Origin of the sequence: Streptomyces sp. NPDC059785, from assembly GCF_042732375.1 — a bacterium.
Lineage (GTDB): Bacteria > Actinomycetota > Actinomycetes > Streptomycetales > Streptomycetaceae > Streptomyces.
In genome coordinates this window covers 1-17148 of the sequence record NZ_JBHWHV010000009.1, presented here as the reverse complement: position 1 = coordinate 17148, position 17148 = coordinate 1, and the positions used below count along the sequence as shown (strand labels likewise).

The following is a 17148-nucleotide window of genomic DNA, read 5'->3' as shown; positions in this document are numbered from 1 at the left end:
CTTGCCGGGTTCCGGTGAGCGGACAAAACCGATGGCGCCGCCGCCGGCTCCCCGCACAGAATCGGTCGATGGAACCCGTCACGCTGACCACCGGCCGTCTCGTCCTGCGCGCCCCGGACGCCGGCGACACGGACGCGGTGTTCGCCGCCGCCCAGGACCCCGACATCCAGCGCTGGACGACCGTTCCGTCGCCGTACCACCGGGAGCACGCCGCCGGATTCGTCGGGCGGCTCGCCCCGGACGGCTGGGCGGGCGACCGCGAGTTCACCTTCGGCGCCTTTCTGCCCAGCGGGGAGCTGACCGTGATGCTGAGTCTCGGGATGCGCTCCCTGGGGGTCGCGGAGATCGGTTTCTGGGCGGCCAAGGAACACCGGGGCAACGGTTACGTCACCGAGGCCGTGCTCGCCGCCTGCCGCTGGGGGTTCACCGAGCTGGCCGTCGACCGCGTGGAGTGGCGGGCCGAGGTGGGCAACAAGGGCTCCCGCGCGGTAGCCGAACGCGTCGGCTTCACCCTGGAGGGCACCCTGCGCTCGGGCCTCAACAACAAGGGCGTACGCCGCGACTGCTGGCTGGCCTCCCTCCTCCCGTCGGACCTCGGCCTGCCGTCGACGGCCCCGTACCTGCCGCCGCCGAGACCGGGGGCGTAGGGGTCAGGCGGACGATCTGCCCAGGTCAGCCCTGACTGTCAGTGGCACCGCCTAGGGTGCGGGCATGACGAGTCTGCCGCGTCCCCTCGCCGAACTCTCCGCCGACGAAGCCCGCCGCATCGCCCTGCGCGCCCAGGGATTCCTGGGCGCCCCCGACCGCAGGGCCGGAGTGCGGGGCGTGCTGAGACATCTGGGCGCGGTGCAGCTCGACACGATCTCGGTCCTCGCCCGGAGCCACGAGCTCGTCCCGTACGCCCGGCTCGGCGCCGTGGGCCGCAAGACCGTGGACGACGCGTACTGGCAGGACACCCACGCCTTCGAGTACTGGTCGCACGCGGCGTGCATCCTGCCCGTGGAGGAGTGGCCGCACTTCGCCTTCCGCCGCCGCGCCTACCGCGCCCGCCCGCACTGGAACCACGAGCTGCCGGACGGCACGTACGAGCAGGTGATCAAGCAGCTGAGAGCCGAGGGCCCGCTCACGGCCACGGAGCTGGGCGGCGCCAAGAGGACCAGCGAGTGGTGGGACTGGTCCGGCACGAAGGTCGCCGTCGAGCGCGCGCTGATGTACGGCGAGGTGGTGTGCACCCGCCGCCGCGGCTGGAAGCGGGTCTACGACCTGGCCGAGCGCGCCATCCCCGACAGCCTGCTGCACGACGAGCTGAGCGACACCGAGTGCCTGCGCCGCCTCGTCCGCCTCGCCGGACAGTCGCTGGGCGTCGGCACGCGCGCGGACATCGCCGACTACCACCGGCTCAAGACCGAGCAGTTCGACGCGGTGATCGCCGACTCGGGCCTGGTCCCGGTGACGGTGGCGGGCTGGTCCAAGCCCGCGTGGGCCGACCCGGCGGCCCTGGAGACACCCCCGCGCGGCCGGCACCGTACGACGCTGCTGTCCCCGTTCGACTCCCTCATCTGGGAGCGGGCCCGCACGGAGCGCATCTTCGGCTTCACCCACCGCCTGGAGGCGTACACGCCCAAGCCCAAGCGGGTGTACGGCTATTTCGCGATGCCGGTACTGGCCGGCGGCCGGCTGGTCGGCCGGGTGGACCCCGCACGCGAGGGCCGCACGCTGGTCGCCAAGCAGGTGGCGCTGGACGGGATCAAGGCCGTGCCCGCGGTCGCCCAGGCCCTGGTGGAGGCGGCGAGCTGGGTGGACTGCACGGACGTGCGCGTGGAGCGGGTGGACTCCCCGGCGCTGCGCGAGGCCCTCACCACGGAGCTGGCCCGCACGCTCGGCTGACGGCGAAGACGCACCGGCCGGCCGGCGACGACCGCCCGTCGGCCCGCCAGTCCGGTCACGGCCGCCGGACCTATCAGCGGATTTCGAGAATTTTCTCGCGCATGGCGTACACCACCGCCTCCATCCTGGAATGCAGTTGGAGCTTCTCCAGGATGTTGCGCACGTGGTTCTTCACGGTGTTCTCGGAGATGAACAGTTCCTTGGCGATGTCCCGGTTGTTCATTCCGGTTGCCACGAGCTTGAGGACTTCCAGCTCCCGGTCGGTGAGCCGGGGCGCCGGCACCAGCCGCCGCTCGTCGGTCCGCTGGATCATCGACTTGAACTCGGTGAGCAGTTTCGACGCCATCGAGGGGCTGATCTGCGACTGACCGTCGGCTACCGCGCGAATGGCCGTGGCCACTTCGTCCGTGGAGATCTCTTTGAGGAGATAACCGGTCGCGCCCGCTTTGATCGCGTCGTAGAGGTCGGCCTCCTCGTCGCTTATCGTCAGCATGATGATCTTCGCGCTGGGCGCCACCTCCTTGATGGAGGTGCACGCCTCGATGCCGCCACGCTTGGGCATCCTGACGTCCATCAGCACGATGTCGGGCAGCAGGTCGGCGGCCTTGTCGACGGCCTCCGCCCCGTCCCCCGCCTCACCGACGACCTGGATGTCCTCCTCGGCCGCGAGCACGATCTCCAGACCGCGCCGGAAGAGGGCGTGGTCGTCGACGACAAGGACCCGGATGGGCTCCTTGCGAGGGGTGCCCGGGTCCGCGTCCGTGGCGACGACGCCGTCGTCGGCACCCTCATCACGCATCGGTCCGAAGCTGTCCGGCATCGTTCCTCCCCCTGAAGGCCGTGGTCTGCGGTCCTGTGCCATCGCCAACCCAAGGCAACGGCCCACCGGTTGGGCTGTGCGGCCATGATTTCACGACTGGACCGCGGCGCGGTGACAGAGCCGGATGCCAGCCATTCGCACACCGGTGCCCCCGGGGACGCGCACGCACTCCAGGGGCACCGGCTCGGGCTGTCACCGGGGGAGGTCAGCCGCCCAGCGCACCGCCCGGAGCGGCCGGGTCGGCCTGGGCGACCATCGGGTCCGTACTGAGGTGGATGACGCCGTAGTCGTAGGCGTGCCGCCGGTAGACGACGCTCGGTTCCTTGGTCTCGGAGTCGATGAAGAGGTAGAAGTCGTGCCCGACCAGCTCCATCTCGTAAAGGGCCTGGTTGAGCGTCATCGGGGACGCCACGTGGGTCTTCTCCCGGACGACGAGGGGGCCGTCGCCCATGACCTCGAGCGAGCCGATCTTCTTGGTCGGGACGCTGTCCGTCTCCTCTTCGCGGCCGGCGCCCGTGCCGTTCAGCGTCGCCGCGCCCGGCACGGAGTCGACGACCTCGGCCGCCGAGAGCCGGCCCGCGCCGCGCCGGGTGTGCCGCTTGTCGTGCTGCTTGCGCAGCCGTGCTTCGAGCTTCTCCGCCGCCAGGTCCAGTGCTGCGTACGGGTCGCTCGCCGCTGCCTCCGCCCGGATCACCGGACCGCGCGAACGGAGCGTGATCTCCACCCGGTCGGAACGGTCGGCCTGTCGGGGGTTGGGCTCCTTGGACACCTCTACGTCGAGGCTGATCACCTTGCCATCGAGCTTCTGGATCTTCTCCAGCTTCAGCTTCTCGGCCACGTGTTTGCGGAACCGCTCCGGCACCTCGGTCTTGCGGCCCTTGACGACGATGTCCACGCAGAACTCCGTTCCCGGATCGCTCCGCTCAATGGGCGGAGCATCTCCCTTTTGCACCAGGTCCCGGACAGTCCCGGAACCTCGGACTCGGTGACTGTCACCTCCTCCTCCCCCACGGACGAGATCTCCACCCCACCATCGCGGGTGATTGCGAATACCCCACGACGACACACACGACAGCATTCGGATTCGCGAAGTATGACCTGCGTCATTGCCTCACAACCGAACATATCTCGCCCGTACGGATGGCGTCACCCTCTACTGCGGCGTACCTCCATTCCGGCGAATTGACCGTCTCATTACCTGCAACGACGCGCGTTCCCTGTCAGTTCCGGTTCATTTCGAAAGCGGCCGGCGAGGCCGCGACGACGGCCGCGCGAAGGGCGAGCCGGGCGGCACGGGTGCCGGTCCCGGCGGCACGGACAGGCGCGCTCGGCCAGTCCGCCCGGGCCGCACCGGCGGGCCCGCTCACCGGCCCCGTCCGCGTTCGGCTCACCCACGTGCACTCCGGCTCCGTCCCGGTCGCTTCACTCCGCACCTCCGATGCTTCCCGTGTTCCCCCGACGTACGCGTACGCGTCCGCGTCCGCCCCGGCGGCCGTACAAGCCACGCCCGGTGCTTCTGTCGCTTCTGCGCCCCCTACCGCCCTTGTCTTTGCTGTCTCCCCCGTCTCCGCTGCCGCGCAGGCCTCCCGGACCGCCCGTGCCGCTTCCGCCAGCGAGGCACCGGTCGTCATCAGATCGTCGACCAGCACCACGCACCCACCGGCCAGCAGCCGGGCGCCGGCGGCGGGCACCGTCAGCGCACCGGCGAGGTTGGCCAGCCGCTGCGCCGAGCCGAGCCCCGCCTGGTCGGCCACCGCACGCCGCTGCCGCAGCACACCGAGCACCCGGGCCGCCGTACCCGAACGCCGCAGTTCCCCGGCCGCCGCGAGCGCAATCCGCCGCGCGGGGTCGTGCCCGCGCGCCCGGACCGCCCTGCGCGCGGACGGCACGGGCACGAGCAGCACGGGACCGGTGATCCCGCCACCGGGCACGCCGCCCGCCCCACAGAGCCCGGCGGCACCGCCCGTCTCCCCCGGCCCGGTAAGCCCGACGGCACCGCCCGTCTCCGCCAGCACCGTCCGTACGGCTCCTGCCAGAGCCGTGCCGAGCGGTGCGGCGAGCGGGAGCGCGCCCCGTTCCTTGTGGGCGAGCAGCGCCGCCCTCACCTCGTCCGCGTACGGGGCGGCCGCGTGCACCACCGGCAGTCCCGCCGGCTCCGGCTCCGGTCGCACCCGGCGCGGCGCGGTACCGCAGAGAGCCCGGCAGCACTCCGGGCAGAGCACCGCACGAGGCCGTCCGCAGCCTCCGCACTCGGCCGGCAGCACCAGGTCGGTGAGGTCCTGCCACCACCCCCGCATGCCCACCACTGTGCCAACGCCCGCGCCGCCCTGCCACCCCTGTGGAAAACACCTGTGGACAACTACATCGGCCCACGTCACAACGGATCCTCAGCCGTGAGCTCCAGCCGCGTACGGCGCCTGGCGCGCACAGCCGATCCCGCCGTGCCCGGCCCGCCGCGGCACACGCACCGCTGCCGACCGCACCCGCGCCCCTCCGCGACAGGCGCCCCGCCTACCCCGGATAGACCGGCGCCGTCCCCTCCTTGACGACCTTCTCCCACTGGGAGCCCGTCGGGAGCCGCACGATGCCGTCGACCGAGTACGCCACCAGCGGCAGCCGCTCGTCCTCGGACGCGGCGATCTCCTTCACGCCGGTGAGCGCCGAGGGCACGGTGCGTACCGGTGTCGAGCCGTCGACCTGCACGTACCGCATCTGCTCGACGCCGGCGGGCTCGCGGCCGACCACCACGAGGTGGCTGTCCGCGGCCCACGACATGGCGGTGACCTCTTCGAGCTGCGGGGTCGCGTTGCGCAGTTCGAGCACCGAGACGCCGGTCCCGCCGTCGCCCGTGCCGTCCCGCTCGATCCGGCCGATCTGGAGGGACGTCTTGCCGTCCTTGGCCACGATCAGGGCGATGCGCACTCCGTCGGCGGCCACCCGTACCGCCTCGATCCGCCCGTCGAGCTGCGGAGTCTTCACCTCGAGCGGGTCTCCGGCGCCCTGTTCGAGCAGGAGCAGCCGGGGGTTGTCCGGGTCGCGGTCGGCCACCCACAGGTCGCCGGCCCCGTCCCAGCTCGGCGTCGTCAGCCGGTCGCCCTCGGACTCGCCGTCGCTGTGGAGCACCGCCTCGCCGAGCGAACCGCCCGACACCAGCGACCCCACGTACAGCGAGCTCCCGTCGAGCGAGACCCCGGCGGCGCTGTCCTCGTCCCGGGAGACGGCCGCCGCCCGCAGCGCCTTGTCGCCCTCGCCCAGCGCGCCGGGCACCGGCTCCGGGTCCTTGCCGCTGCCGACGGCTGGCAGCCGAACGAGCCGCTTCTTGTCGTCGATGAAGTACTGGTACTGGGGCCGCCTGCCGGTGCCGGGCGCGGCGATGGTCTCGGCCTGGTCGTCGTCGAGCACGCAGAGCTGCTTGCCGTCCGAGCCCTCCAGCTTGACCTCCTCGACCCCGGTGGGCGTCAGGTCCTGGAGGGTGAACAGGAGCTGGGCGGCCATCTTGGTGCACTGCGTGCGCCCGACCCGGTCGGCCTTGGCGTTCAGCGGCACCGTGAGCTGGTTCTGGTCGTCGGGCGTCAGCGCGGTGACGCCCTTCTTCAGCGCCGTGTGCGACGGGAAGCTCGACCGGACCACCGGGTCGAGCCAGCTCGTGGGTCCGCTCAGGAGCGCCCGGACCGTCTCGGTCATCGGGTCGACCTCCTTGCGGACGTAGATCGGGTCGGCGACCGCTCCCGGCCTGCTGCCCGAACCGGCGGGCACGGTCGAGGAGAAGTAGTACTTGTTGACCGACAGATAGTTGCGCTGGAAGTCCGACTCGCCCATCACCACGCCCTGGGGGAGCCCGTCGATGCGCCACTGCTTGGTCTTCTTCTCGCGCGTGAGATAGACCGACCTGTCGTACGAGCCGTCGTCGGGCGCGTACGCGTGCTGCGCGTCCACGGTGGCGACCTTCACACCGGACAGCCGGTACGTGTACGTGTCGTCGCCGTCGCGGGCGCTCTTCTGGTCCGCCACGGTGTTCGGCCCGTCGGCGAGCACGGTGGTGGACCGGTAGGGCTGCCACTTGCGCCGGGCGTTGTCCGTCAGGTACTTGCGTGCCGTGTCGTACTGCGGATCGTCGCTGGTCAGGGCCTCCAGGAAGCCCTCGACGATCTCCTCGGGCCTGGCGTCCTCCCGCGGCGGCAGCGCGAAGACCCGCACCTGCGTGTCCTGGCGCGGCGTGGACTCCACGCCGCGCAGATCCCCGCTGTCCGGCATCGACGCGCATCCCGCCAGCAGTACGCCGGCACACCCCACGGACACGCCCACGCGCACCGCGCGCCGGCGCCCGCCCCCCTCAGCGCCCACGAGCTGCCTTCCCTTCCTCGACCTGGTCCGCGGCGCCGCCGCCGGTCGGCTCCTGAGCGTCCCGTCCGCCGTCGGCGCCGGACGCGGTCTCGTCCTGCGGCCGGGCGGCCTGGGCGGACCGGGCCACCACGCGCGCGCCGTTGCCGGGCAGCGCTGTCGGGTCGGCGGCCGGTGCCGTCCCGGCGAGCCGGGGTGCGATCGGCGCCCGCGGCGGCGCCTGGTCGCCGGCCGACTGCGCGGGCACGGTGGCGAGCTTGCCGCCGCCGTCGAGCGGCAGACCCGCTTCGTTGAGGCCGCGGTTGCGGCGCGAGTCCTTGGGTTCCAGGGGTATCGGCGAGCCCCGCAGCGGCTCGTCCGCCGTCCGCGGCAGCGTAAGCCGGAACTGCGAACCGCCGCCCGGCTCGCCCCACGCCTGGAGCCAGCCGCCGTGGAGCCGTGCGTCCTCCAGGGCGATGGACAGCCCCAGACCCGTACCGCCGGTGGTACGCGCGCGTGCCGGGTCCGCGCGCCAGAAGCGGCTGAAGACCCGGGTCGCCTCCCCGGGCTTGAGGCCCACCCCGTAGTCGCGCACCGCGACCGCGACCGCTCCGCCCGCGGCGGCCAGCTTGACCACCACGTCCTTGCCGTCGCCGTGCTCCACGGCGTTGACGACGAGGTTGCGCAGCACCCGCTCCACCCGGCGGGCGTCCGCCTCGGCGACCACCGGCTGCTGGTCGCCGAGGACGCGTATCCGCGTGCCCTTGCGCTCGGCGAGCGGCTCGGCGCCGCCGACCACCCGCCGTACCACCTCGCGCAGGTCTATGGGCTCCGCCTCCAGCGCGGCCGCGCCCGCGTCGAACCGGCTGATCTCCAGCAGGTCCGCGAGCAGCGTCTCGAACCGGTCGAGCTGGTCGGCCAGGAGTTCCGCCGACCGCGCCGTCACGGGATCGAAGTCCACGCGCGCGTCGTGGATGACATCGGCCGCCATCCGGACGGTCGTCAGGGGCGTACGAAGCTCGTGGGAGACGTCCGACACGAAGCGCCGCTGCATCCGCGACAGGTCCTCCAGCTGCTGGATCTTGAGCTGGAGGTTCTGCGCCATCTTGTTGAACGCCTCGCCGAGCCGCGCGATGTCGTCCTCGCCGGTGACCTTCATCCGCTCCTGGAGGCGCCCCGCGGACAGCCGCTCGGCGATCCCTGCCGCCATCCGCACGGGCGTGACGACCTGGCGCACCACGAGCCAGGCGATCGCGCCGAGCAGCACCACGACGAAGAGCCCGGCGGTCGCCAGCGTCCCCTTGACCAGGCTCAGCGACTTCTCCTCCTGCGTCAGCGGGAAGAGGTAGTACAGCTGATACGGGTTGCCGTCCGGGTCGTTGACCTGCTTGCCGATGACCAGGGCGGGCTGGGACTCCTTGCCGTCCTTGTAGACCACCCTGGTGTAGCTGCGGGCGGCGAACAGGCTGGTGTCGATGCGGCCGCGCAGGTCCTCCGGCACGCTCGCGGTCGGATCGACGTTGCCCGAGGAGCGCGGGCCGCGCCCGCCCGCGTTGTCACCGGCCGCGCCCGAGGCGCTGAGCGTGACCACGTCGAAGGCGCCCTGCCCGCCGCTGGACAGCGACTCCACGAGGTCGCTCATCCACTGGCTGACGTTCTGCGAGGGGCGGCCGTCCGCCCCGGAGTCGTCGCCGCCGGAGGTCGCGGCCGTCTCCGCCCGCTGCTTGGCCACGGCGAAGCCGCCGACGGCCTGGCTCTGCGAGGCGTTCACCTTGGCGTCCAGCAGGCCGTTGCGCACCTGCCCGATGACGACGAAGCCCAGCAGCAGCACCACACCGAGCGACATCAGCAGCGTGGTGACGACGATCTTGAGCTGGATGTTGCGGCGCCACAGCCGCATGACGGGCAGCAGCGGACGGCGCACCCAGCGCATGAACAGCCTCAGGACCGGGCTGCCCTGCACGCCTCCGTGCAGCAACCCGCCCTCCAGGATGCGTCCCCACCGGGAGCCCGCCGTCTTCCGGCCGACAGGCCGCCCCGCGCGGGTCCCGGACCGTCCGGGGGCCGGAGCGGCACTGTCCCCGGGCATGTCAGCTCGGTCCGGCCTTGTAACCGACGCCTCGGACGGTCACCACGATCTCCGGCCGCTCCGGGTCCTTCTCGACCTTGGAGCGCAGCCGCTGCACGTGGACGTTGACCAGACGCGTGTCCGCCGCGTGCCGGTAGCCCCAGACCTGCTCGAGCAGCACCTCACGCGTGAACACCTGCCACGGCTTGCGGGCGAGCGCGACCAGCAGGTCGAACTCCAGCGGAGTCAGCGCGATCGACTGCCCCTCCCGCTTCACCGAGTGCCCGGCCACGTCGATGACCAGGTCACCGATGGTGAGCTGCTCGGGCGCCGGCTCCTCGGAACGCCGCAGCCGCGCCCGGATCCGCGCGACCAGCTCCTTCGGCTTGAACGGCTTGACGATGTAGTCATCCGCCCCCGACTCCAGACCCACCACGACATCGACGGTGTCGCTCTTCGCCGTGAGCATCACGATCGGTACGCCGGACTCCGCCCTGATCAGACGGCACACCTCGATACCGTCCCGGCCGGGCAGCATCAGGTCCAGCAGCACCAGATCGGGCTTCGCCTCACGGAAAGCGGCAAGCGCCTTGTCGCCGTCGGCTACGAAAGACGGCTCAAAACCTTCACCACGCAGCACAATGCCGAGCATCTCGGCCAGTGCGGTGTCGTCGTCGACGACAAGGACTCGTCCCTTCATAACGACATCATCCCATTTAGCTAATCGTTACCTGGCGTGACCTGGCACACAGCTCGGCCAGCGCCTCAGCCGTGACGGGCGACACGGCGCCCTGTTCGGTGACGATCGCCGTCACCAGTTCCGGCGGCGTCACGTCGAACGCCGGGTTGTAGGCCTGCGTCCCGAGGGGTGCCACCGGGATTCCGCCACCCACTTCCGCTCCCGCCACCGGCACGTGCGGCGCCGTGATCTCGGTCACCTCGTGACCACCGCGCTGCTCGACCTCGATGGCAGCACCGTCCGGGGTCCCCTCGTCCACCGTCGTCACCGGCGTCACCACGATGAACGGCACATGGTGGTACCGGGCGAGCACGGCGAGCGGATAACTCCCCACCTTGTTCGCCACCGAGCCGTCGGCCGCGATCCGGTCGGCACCGATCAGCACCGCGTCCACCTCCCCGGCCGCGAACAGCGAACCCGCCGCGCTGTCCGTCAGCAGGGTGTACGGCATCCCCTGGCGCGCCGCCTCGTACGCGGTCAGCCTCGCACCCTGCAGCAGGGGCCGCGTCTCGTCCACCCACAGCCGCCGCAGCCGGCCCGCCCGGTGCGCCGCCAGGGCCACCGCGAACGCCGTGCCCTCGCCGCCCGACACCAGCGCACCGGTGTTGCAGTGCGTCAGTATCCGGTGCCCGCCACCCGGCAGCAGCTCGTCGAGCAGCGCCAGGCCGTGCGTCGCCATCCGAGCGCTGGCCTCGGCGTCCTCCCGGTGCAGCGCCCGCGCCGCGGCGAGCGCCGCGTCCGCGGCCTGCCTCTGGTCGCCGCCGGCGGCGAGCGCCGCCCGGTGCGCCGCCCTGGCCCGGTCCACGCCGACCGCCAGGTTCACCGCGGTCGGCCGGGCACCGGCCAGCGCGTCGGCCGCCTCGTCGACGTCGAATCCGCGGACGGCGGCGAGCGCGACACCGTACGCCCCGGCGATGCCGAGCAGCGGTGCCCCGCGCACGGCGAGCGAGCGGATCGCCTCCACCAGCGCGGGCGCGTCCGTGCACACGAACTCGACCTCTTCGGCCGGCAGCCTCCTCTGGTCCAGGAGGACCAGCACAGGGCCCTCGGGCGGTTCGTCCCAGCGGATCGCGGGGATCTCGGTCGGCCGGTTGTCCTCGCGACGTTGCGCGTACTGATCAGCCATCCGCCCAGTCTGCCGTGTACCGGGCGGACAATTGAAGGTGTGCAGCCCAGCCGACCCCTGGTCCGCCACCGGGCACCGCGTGGCACGATGGCTGCCAACCTGCCGCCGCGACCGCGGACGGGCACCGTGAAGGAGCGACGATGAACGACACTCCGGGCTGGGCCTCGCCCGGATCGGCACCCTCCGACGGGCAGGAGCCGGACAAGACCGGTCCTGTCCGGCCCACGGACCAGAGCGGCTCGAACCAGCCCGACGCCCCGTCGAACCCGCCCCAGGCCGACGCCGCACCGGCCTCGCAGCAGACCGGCACACCGTCGGATCCGCCCCAGACCGACGCCGCCTCGAAGTGGTCCAAGGAGCAGCCGCCGCCCGGCCAGTGGTCGGCACCCAGCCCGCAGAGCCCGCCACAGGCCCCGGCACCACCGCCCGCCCCCGGCTCCGGCTGGGGCGGGCAGCCTCCCGCGGGCCCCGGCGGCTACGGAGGCCCTGGGTACGGCGGTCCCGGCTACGGCGGTCCTGGCGGCCCGGGCTACGGAGGTCCCGGATACGGCGGCCCCGGCTACGGCGCTCCCGGTTATGGTCCCCCCGGCGGCCGACCCGGCCCCGGCGCCTGGGGCACCCCCTGGGGCGGCCCGCCCCCGGCGGCCAAGCCCGGCGTCATCCCGCTGCGTCCCCTCGGCGTCGGCGAGATCCTCGACGGCGCCGTCTCCACCATGCGCACCTACTGGCGCACCGTCCTCGGCATCTCCCTGACCGTCGCCGTGGTCACCGAGATCGTCGTCGTACTGCTGCGCGGACTCGTCCTCGACGAGAACGCCCGCGCCGACGCCCTCAGCGATCCCAGCGCCACCCCGGGCGAACTCGGCCGCGCCCTGGGCGACTCGATGCTGAACTCCGGGATCGTCGCGCTGATCACCCTGATCGGCACCGTCTTCGCCACCGCCCTGCTCACGACCGTCACCAGCCGCGCGGTGCTCGGCAAGCCGGTGACCACGGGCGAAGCCTGGCGCGACGCCCGCCCCCGCATCCCCTTCCTGTTCGGCCTGATCGTGCTGATGCTGCTCATCGGCGTCGGAGCCATCGCCGTGGGCGCCCTGCCCGGCATCCTGGTCGCGGTCGCCGGAGCCACCGCCCCGGGAGCGGCGCTGATCGTCCTCGGCTGCCTCGGCGGCAGCGTCGTCGCGTTCTGGCTGTGGGTCCGCTTCTCGCTCGCCTCGCCCGCGCTGATGCTGGAGAAGCAGGGCGTCGTGAAGTCGCTCAGCCGCTCCGCGAAGCTGGTCCGCGGCGCCTGGTGGCGGATGTTCGGCATCCAGCTGCTGGCGACCGTCATCGCGAACGTCGTGGCGGCGATCATCGTCATTCCGTTCGCCGTGATCGCCGCGGCGGTCAGCGACGACGGCCTCGGCGGCTTCGTCAACGGCACCGGCGACATGGGCTGGACGTTCCTCGTCGTCAGCGGGATCGGCTCGGTCATCGGCTCGATGCTCACCTTCCCGATCAACGCGGGCGTGACCGTGCTCCTCTACATCGACCAGCGCATCCGCCGCGAGGCCCTCGACCTCGACCTGGCCCGCGCCGCCGGCCTCCAGGGCTACGGCACCGACGCCCACGGCACCACCCCGGGGAGCTGATGCGGTGAGCCTGACGGGGGGATTTCTCACCGCCGCACCGGCACTGCCGGGCACCGGCGCAGCGGCCGTACGGTGGCTGGCCCGCTCCGGCGACCCGGCCACCGTACTCGCGCTGCCGCACAGCGGGCCGGGCGGCCTGTTCGCCCTGGCCCGCTCCGGCGACGAACCGCCGCTGACGGTCCCGCGCGACCCCGCCCGCGAGGCGGCCCGGCGCGAGCTGACCAAGGGGATGTACCACGAGAACGACCCGGGCCTGTTCCAGCGCGCCCTCAACGCGTTCTGGGACTGGCTCGGCGACCTGTTCGGCGCCGCCTCCTCCGTCACCCCGGGAGGCACGCTCGGCCTGCTGGTCATCGTCGTCGCGGTGCTCGCGGTCGCCGGCGCGCTGTGGTGGCGGCTCGGCACCCCGCACCGCGCCCCCGTCTCGTCCGCCGTGCTCTTCGACGACCGCCCGCGCAGCGCCGCCGAACACCGCGCGGCCGCCGAGGCGCACGCCGCCCAGGGCCACTGGAACCAGGCCGTCCAGGAGCGCATGCGCGCCGTCGTGCGCTCCCTGGAGGAACGCGCCCTGCTCGACCCGCGCCCCGGCCGCACCGCGGACGAGGCCGCCGCCGAAGCCGGCCGCACCCTGCCCGCCCACACCGACGGGCTGCGCACCGCCGCCCGCGACTTCGACGACGTCACGTACGGCGGACGGTCCGCCGACGAGGCCACGTACCGCCGCCTCGCCGCCCTCGACACCGACCTGGAACGCACCAGGCCCGTACTGGCGAGCAGCGACCGGAACAACGAGCCGAGCACCGCCCACAGCGCCCGCCGGGGAGCCGCCGAATGACCACCGAGGCCACGCTCCCCGCCACCTCGGTCTCGCCCACGGCCCGCCAGGTGTGGACCCGCGCGCGGGGGGTCGTACTCGCCCTCGTCCTGCTCCTCGCGGCGGCCGTCGTCATCGCCGCGGTGCGCTCCGACACCCGGCACGGCCGCCTCGACCCGCGCTCCGCCGACCCCTCCGGCAGCCGCGCGGTCGCCGAACTCCTCGCCGACCGCGGGGTCTCCACGCGCGTGGTCACCACCACGGACGCGGCCCGCGAGGCGGCGGGCCCCGACACCACGCTCCTCGTCGCCGCCCCCGACCTGCTCACCGCCCGCCAGCAGGACCGGCTCCGTACGGCGACGGAGTCCTCCGGCGGCCGCACGGTCCTGGTCGCCCCCGACGAGCCCTCCCTCGGCACGCTCGCCCCGGGCGTCACCGCCGACCTCGCGATCAGCCTCGACTCGCTGCTCTCCCCGCGCTGCGAGCTGCCCGCCGCGCGCCGCGCGGGCACCGCTGAGACCGGTGGCATCCGCTACCGCACCGACGACCCCGACGCCGACGCCTGCTACCTCAGCGACGGGCTGCCCACCCTGCTGCGTCTCCCGGCGGCCACCGGCAAGGGCGACACCGTCCTGCTCGGCGCCCCCGACATCCTCTACAACGACCGCCTCGACCAGGAGGGCAACGCCTCCCTCGCCCTGCAACTGCTCGGTTCCCGCGCGCACTTGGTCTGGTACCTCCCCTCGCTCTCCGACTCCTCGGCCACCGACGCCGGCGACCGGAGCTTCCTCGACCTGCTCCCCTCGGGCTGGCTCTGGGGCACGCTGCAACTCTTCGTGGCGGCCGTCCTCACCGCGCTCTGGCGGGCCCGCCGGCTCGGCCCTCTCGTCCCCGAACGTCTGCCCGTCGCGATCCGCGCCTCCGAGACCGTCGAAGGCCGCGCCCGCCTCTACCGCAAGGCCGACGCCCGCGACCGCGCGGCCACTGCCCTGCGCTCCGCCACCCGCTCCCGCCTCGCCCCCCTCGTCGGTGTGAACCCCGCCCAGGCGCACGCGCCCGAGGCACTCCTGCCCGCCCTGTCCGCCCGTCTCCAGCGGGACGGACAGGCCCCGCACGCACTCCTCTTCGGCCCGCCGCCCGGCGACGACGCGGCCCTCATAGCCCTCGCCGACCAACTCGACGCCCTCGAAAGAGAGGTACGCCGTTCATGATGGACCCGACCACTGACAACGCCGGGACCGCTGGGGATCCGGGCGCCGCCCGCGCCTCCCTGGAGGCCCTGCGCGCCGAGATCGCCAAAGCCGTGGTCGGCCAGGACCCCGCAGTGACCGGCCTCGTCGTCGCCCTCCTGTGCCGCGGTCACGTACTCCTCGAAGGAGTCCCCGGCGTCGCCAAGACGCTGCTCGTCCGCGCCCTCGCGTCGGCCCTCGAACTCGACACCAAGCGCGTTCAGTTCACCCCCGACCTGATGCCCAGCGACGTCACCGGCTCGCTCGTCTACGACGCCCGCACCGCGGAGTTCTCCTTCCAGCCCGGCCCGGTCTTCACCAACCTCCTGCTCGCCGACGAGATCAACCGCACCCCGCCCAAGACGCAGTCCTCCCTCCTCGAAGCCATGGAGGAACGCCAGGTCACGGTCGACGGCACCCCCCGCCCGCTCCCGGACCCCTTCCTCGTCGCGGCCACCCAGAACCCGGTCGAGTACGAGGGCACGTACCCCCTCCCGGAAGCCCAGCTGGACCGCTTCCTCCTCAAGCTGACGATCCCGCTGCCCTCCCGCCAGGACGAGATCGACGTCCTCACCCGCCACGCCGGGGGCTTCAACCCGCGCGACCTGCACGCCGCCGGCGTACGCCCCGTCGCGGGCCCCGCCGACCTCGAAGCCGCCCGCGCGGCCGTCGCCAAGACCGCCGTCTCCCCCGAGATCACCGGCTACGTCGTCGACATCTGCCGCGCCACCCGCGAGTCCCCGTCGCTCTCCCTCGGAGTCTCCCCGCGCGGCGCGACGGCCCTGCTCGCCACCGCCCGCGCCTGGGCCTGGCTGACCGGCCGCGACTACGTCATCCCGGACGACGTGAAGGCCCTCGCCCTGCCGACCCTGCGGCACCGGATCCAGCTCCGCCCCGAGGCCGAGATGGAAGGCGTCACGGCCGACTCCGTCATCAACGCGGTCCTCGCCCACGTCCCCGTCCCCCGCTGATGGCACTCACCGGACGCGCCGCCCTCCTCGCGGCCCTCGGCAGCCTCCCCGTCGGCATCTGGGAACCGAGCTGGACGGGCATCCTCGCCGTGAACACGCCCCTGGCCCTGGCCTGCGCCTGCGACTACGCACTCGCGGCACCGGTACGCCGCCTCGGACTCACCCGTTCCGGCGACACCTCCGTACGCCTCGGCGAGACCGCGGACGTCACCCTGACCGTCACCAACCCGTCGGGCCGCCCCCTGCGCGCCCACCTGCGCGACGCCTGGCCGCCGAGCAGCTGGGAGCGCGGCACCGAAACCGCCGCCTCCCGCCACCGCCTGACGGTCCCCCCGGGCGAACGCCGGCGCCTCACCACCCGGCTGCGCCCCACCCGCCGCGGCGACCGCCAGGCCGACCGCGTGACCATCCGCTCGTACGGCCCCCTGGGCCTCTTCACCCGCCAGGGCAGCCACAAGGTCCCGTGGACGGTACGGGTGCTGCCTCCGTTCGCCAGCCGCAAGCACCTGCCCTCCAAGCTGGCCCGGCTCCGCGAACTCGACGGCCGCACCAGCGTCCTGACCCGCGGTGAGGGCACCGAATTCGACAGCCTCCGCGAGTACGTCCCCGGCGACGACACCCGTTCCATCGACTGGCGCGCCACGGCCCGCCAGACCACGGTCGCCGTACGCACCTGGCGCCCCGAACGCGACCGCCACATCCTTCTTGTCCTCGACACGGGCCGCACCTCGGCCGGCCGCGTCGGCGACGCCCCGCGCCTCGACGCCTCCATGGACGCGGCACTCCTGCTCGCAGCCCTCGCCTCACGCGCCGGCGACCGGGTCGACCTCCTCGCCTACGACCGCCGGGTACGCGCCCTCGTCCAGGGCCGAGCGGCAGGCGACGTCCTGCCGTCCCTGGTCAACGCCATGGCCACCCTGGAGCCCGAACTCCTCGAGACGGACGCCCGTGGCCTCACCGCCACGGCCCTGCGCACCGCTCCCCGCCGCTCCCTGATCGTCCTCCTGACCAGCCTCGACGCGACCCCCATCGAAGAGGGCCTGCTCCCGGTCCTCTCCGGCCTGACCCAACGCCACACGGTGCTGCTGGCATCAGTGGCGGACCCGCACATCGCCCGCATGGCCACCGCCAGAGGACGCACGGAAGCGGTGTACGAGGCAGCAGCCGCGGCCCAGGCTCAGACGGAGCGCGACCGCACGGCCGAACAGCTCCGCCGCCACGGCGTCACAGTCGTGGACGCGATTCCGGACGACCTGGCGCCGGCCCTGGCAGACGCATACCTCGCCTTGAAGGCAGCGGGCCGCCTTTAAGACGCGTGCTCTCTCCTCCCTCTCGGGAGGAGAAGCCTTCAGGGGGAGAAGATCTCGAAAATCGAAAACCAGGAAGTACCCTGAAATGCAGAAAGCCCCCGCACCGGTCAACCCGGGCGGGGGCTTTCTGTCTTTACTAATTTTAGTTCGGCGGCGTCCTACTCTCCCACAGGGTCCCCCCTGCAGTACCATCGGCGCTGTGAGGCTTAGCTTCCGGGTTCGGAATGTAACCG

The 17148-nt window shown here is 72.9% G+C and carries 14 protein-coding genes and 1 rRNA gene; 7 read left to right on the top strand and 8 right to left on the bottom strand.

The window, feature by feature from the left end:
- Positions 1-68 precede the first annotated feature (68 nt).
- Positions 69-647 (top strand): GNAT family N-acetyltransferase, encoded by a 579-nt coding sequence (locus ACFV6E_RS09125; protein ID WP_385165808.1) that lies wholly within the window; start codon positions 69-71, stop codon positions 645-647.
- Between the two features lie 64 nt (positions 648-711).
- Positions 712-1887 (top strand): winged helix-turn-helix domain-containing protein, encoded by a 1176-nt coding sequence (locus ACFV6E_RS09120; RefSeq protein WP_385460189.1) that lies wholly within the window; start codon positions 712-714, stop codon positions 1885-1887.
- Between the two features lie 73 nt (positions 1888-1960).
- Here the strand turns inward: ACFV6E_RS09120 and ACFV6E_RS09115 are convergent, their stop codons facing one another.
- The 7 genes from ACFV6E_RS09115 to mtnA all read right to left on the bottom strand — a co-directional run bounded on the left by ACFV6E_RS09115 (position 1961) and on the right by mtnA (position 10960).
- Positions 1961-2707 (bottom strand): response regulator, encoded by a 747-nt coding sequence (locus ACFV6E_RS09115; protein WP_385165804.1) that lies wholly within the window; start codon positions 2705-2707, stop codon positions 1961-1963.
- A gap of 205 nt (positions 2708-2912) precedes the next feature.
- Positions 2913-3602, bottom strand: coding sequence for a ribosome hibernation-promoting factor, HPF/YfiA family (gene hpf, locus ACFV6E_RS09110; RefSeq protein ID WP_385165802.1), 690 nt, complete (start codon positions 3600-3602; stop codon positions 2913-2915).
- Between the two features lie 325 nt (positions 3603-3927).
- A complete protein-coding gene (locus tag ACFV6E_RS09105) occupies positions 3928-5004 on the bottom strand; it encodes a ComF family protein (protein ID WP_385460187.1) in 1077 nt (358 codons plus the stop codon).
- A 214-nt stretch (positions 5005-5218) separates the two neighbouring features.
- On the bottom strand, positions 5219-7051 hold the full coding sequence (locus ACFV6E_RS09100) for an LpqB family beta-propeller domain-containing protein (protein WP_385165799.1): 1833 nt from the start codon (positions 7049-7051) through the stop codon (positions 5219-5221).
- On the bottom strand, positions 7041-9116 hold the full coding sequence (mtrB, locus tag ACFV6E_RS09095) for an MtrAB system histidine kinase MtrB (protein ID WP_385460185.1): 2076 nt from the start codon (positions 9114-9116) through the stop codon (positions 7041-7043). The genes ACFV6E_RS09100 and mtrB overlap by 11 nt, the downstream gene beginning before the upstream one ends.
- A 1-nt stretch (position 9117) precedes the next feature.
- Positions 9118-9795: a two-component system response regulator MtrA gene (gene mtrA, locus ACFV6E_RS09090; RefSeq protein WP_003968748.1), complete on the bottom strand. Its 678-nt coding sequence runs from the start codon at positions 9793-9795 to the stop codon at positions 9118-9120.
- Between the two features lie 16 nt (positions 9796-9811).
- Positions 9812-10960: an S-methyl-5-thioribose-1-phosphate isomerase gene (mtnA, locus tag ACFV6E_RS09085; RefSeq protein ID WP_385460183.1), complete on the bottom strand. Its 1149-nt coding sequence runs from the start codon at positions 10958-10960 to the stop codon at positions 9812-9814.
- A 140-nt stretch (positions 10961-11100) separates the two neighbouring features.
- On the opposite strand from mtnA, the gene ACFV6E_RS09080 reads away from it, so the two are divergent.
- The 5 genes from ACFV6E_RS09080 to ACFV6E_RS09060 are packed head-to-tail and all read left to right on the top strand — an operon-like array spanning position 11101 to position 16915.
- Complete coding sequence (locus ACFV6E_RS09080; RefSeq protein WP_385460181.1) at positions 11101-12591, top strand: hypothetical protein; 1491 nt, start codon at positions 11101-11103, stop codon at positions 12589-12591.
- A gap of 4 nt (positions 12592-12595) precedes the next feature.
- Positions 12596-13426: a DUF4129 domain-containing protein gene (locus ACFV6E_RS09075; protein ID WP_385165791.1), complete on the top strand. Its 831-nt coding sequence runs from the start codon at positions 12596-12598 to the stop codon at positions 13424-13426.
- A complete protein-coding gene (locus ACFV6E_RS09070; protein ID WP_385460179.1) occupies positions 13423-14616 on the top strand; it encodes a DUF4350 domain-containing protein in 1194 nt (397 codons plus the stop codon). The genes ACFV6E_RS09075 and ACFV6E_RS09070 overlap by 4 nt, the downstream gene beginning before the upstream one ends.
- Positions 14616-15605 (top strand): AAA family ATPase, encoded by a 990-nt coding sequence (locus tag ACFV6E_RS09065; protein ID WP_385165851.1) that lies wholly within the window; start codon positions 14616-14618, stop codon positions 15603-15605. Before ACFV6E_RS09070 ends, ACFV6E_RS09065 begins: the two co-directional genes overlap by 1 nt.
- The gene (locus ACFV6E_RS09060) at positions 15605-16915 is read left to right on the top strand and encodes a DUF58 domain-containing protein (protein WP_385165787.1); all 1311 of its coding nucleotides are present in this window, start codon (positions 15605-15607) and stop codon (positions 16913-16915) included. Before ACFV6E_RS09065 ends, ACFV6E_RS09060 begins: the two co-directional genes overlap by 1 nt.
- A gap of 145 nt (positions 16916-17060) precedes the next feature.
- Here the strand turns inward: ACFV6E_RS09060 and rrf are convergent.
- Positions 17061-17148 (bottom strand): 5S ribosomal RNA (rrf, locus tag ACFV6E_RS09055); the annotation flags it as partial.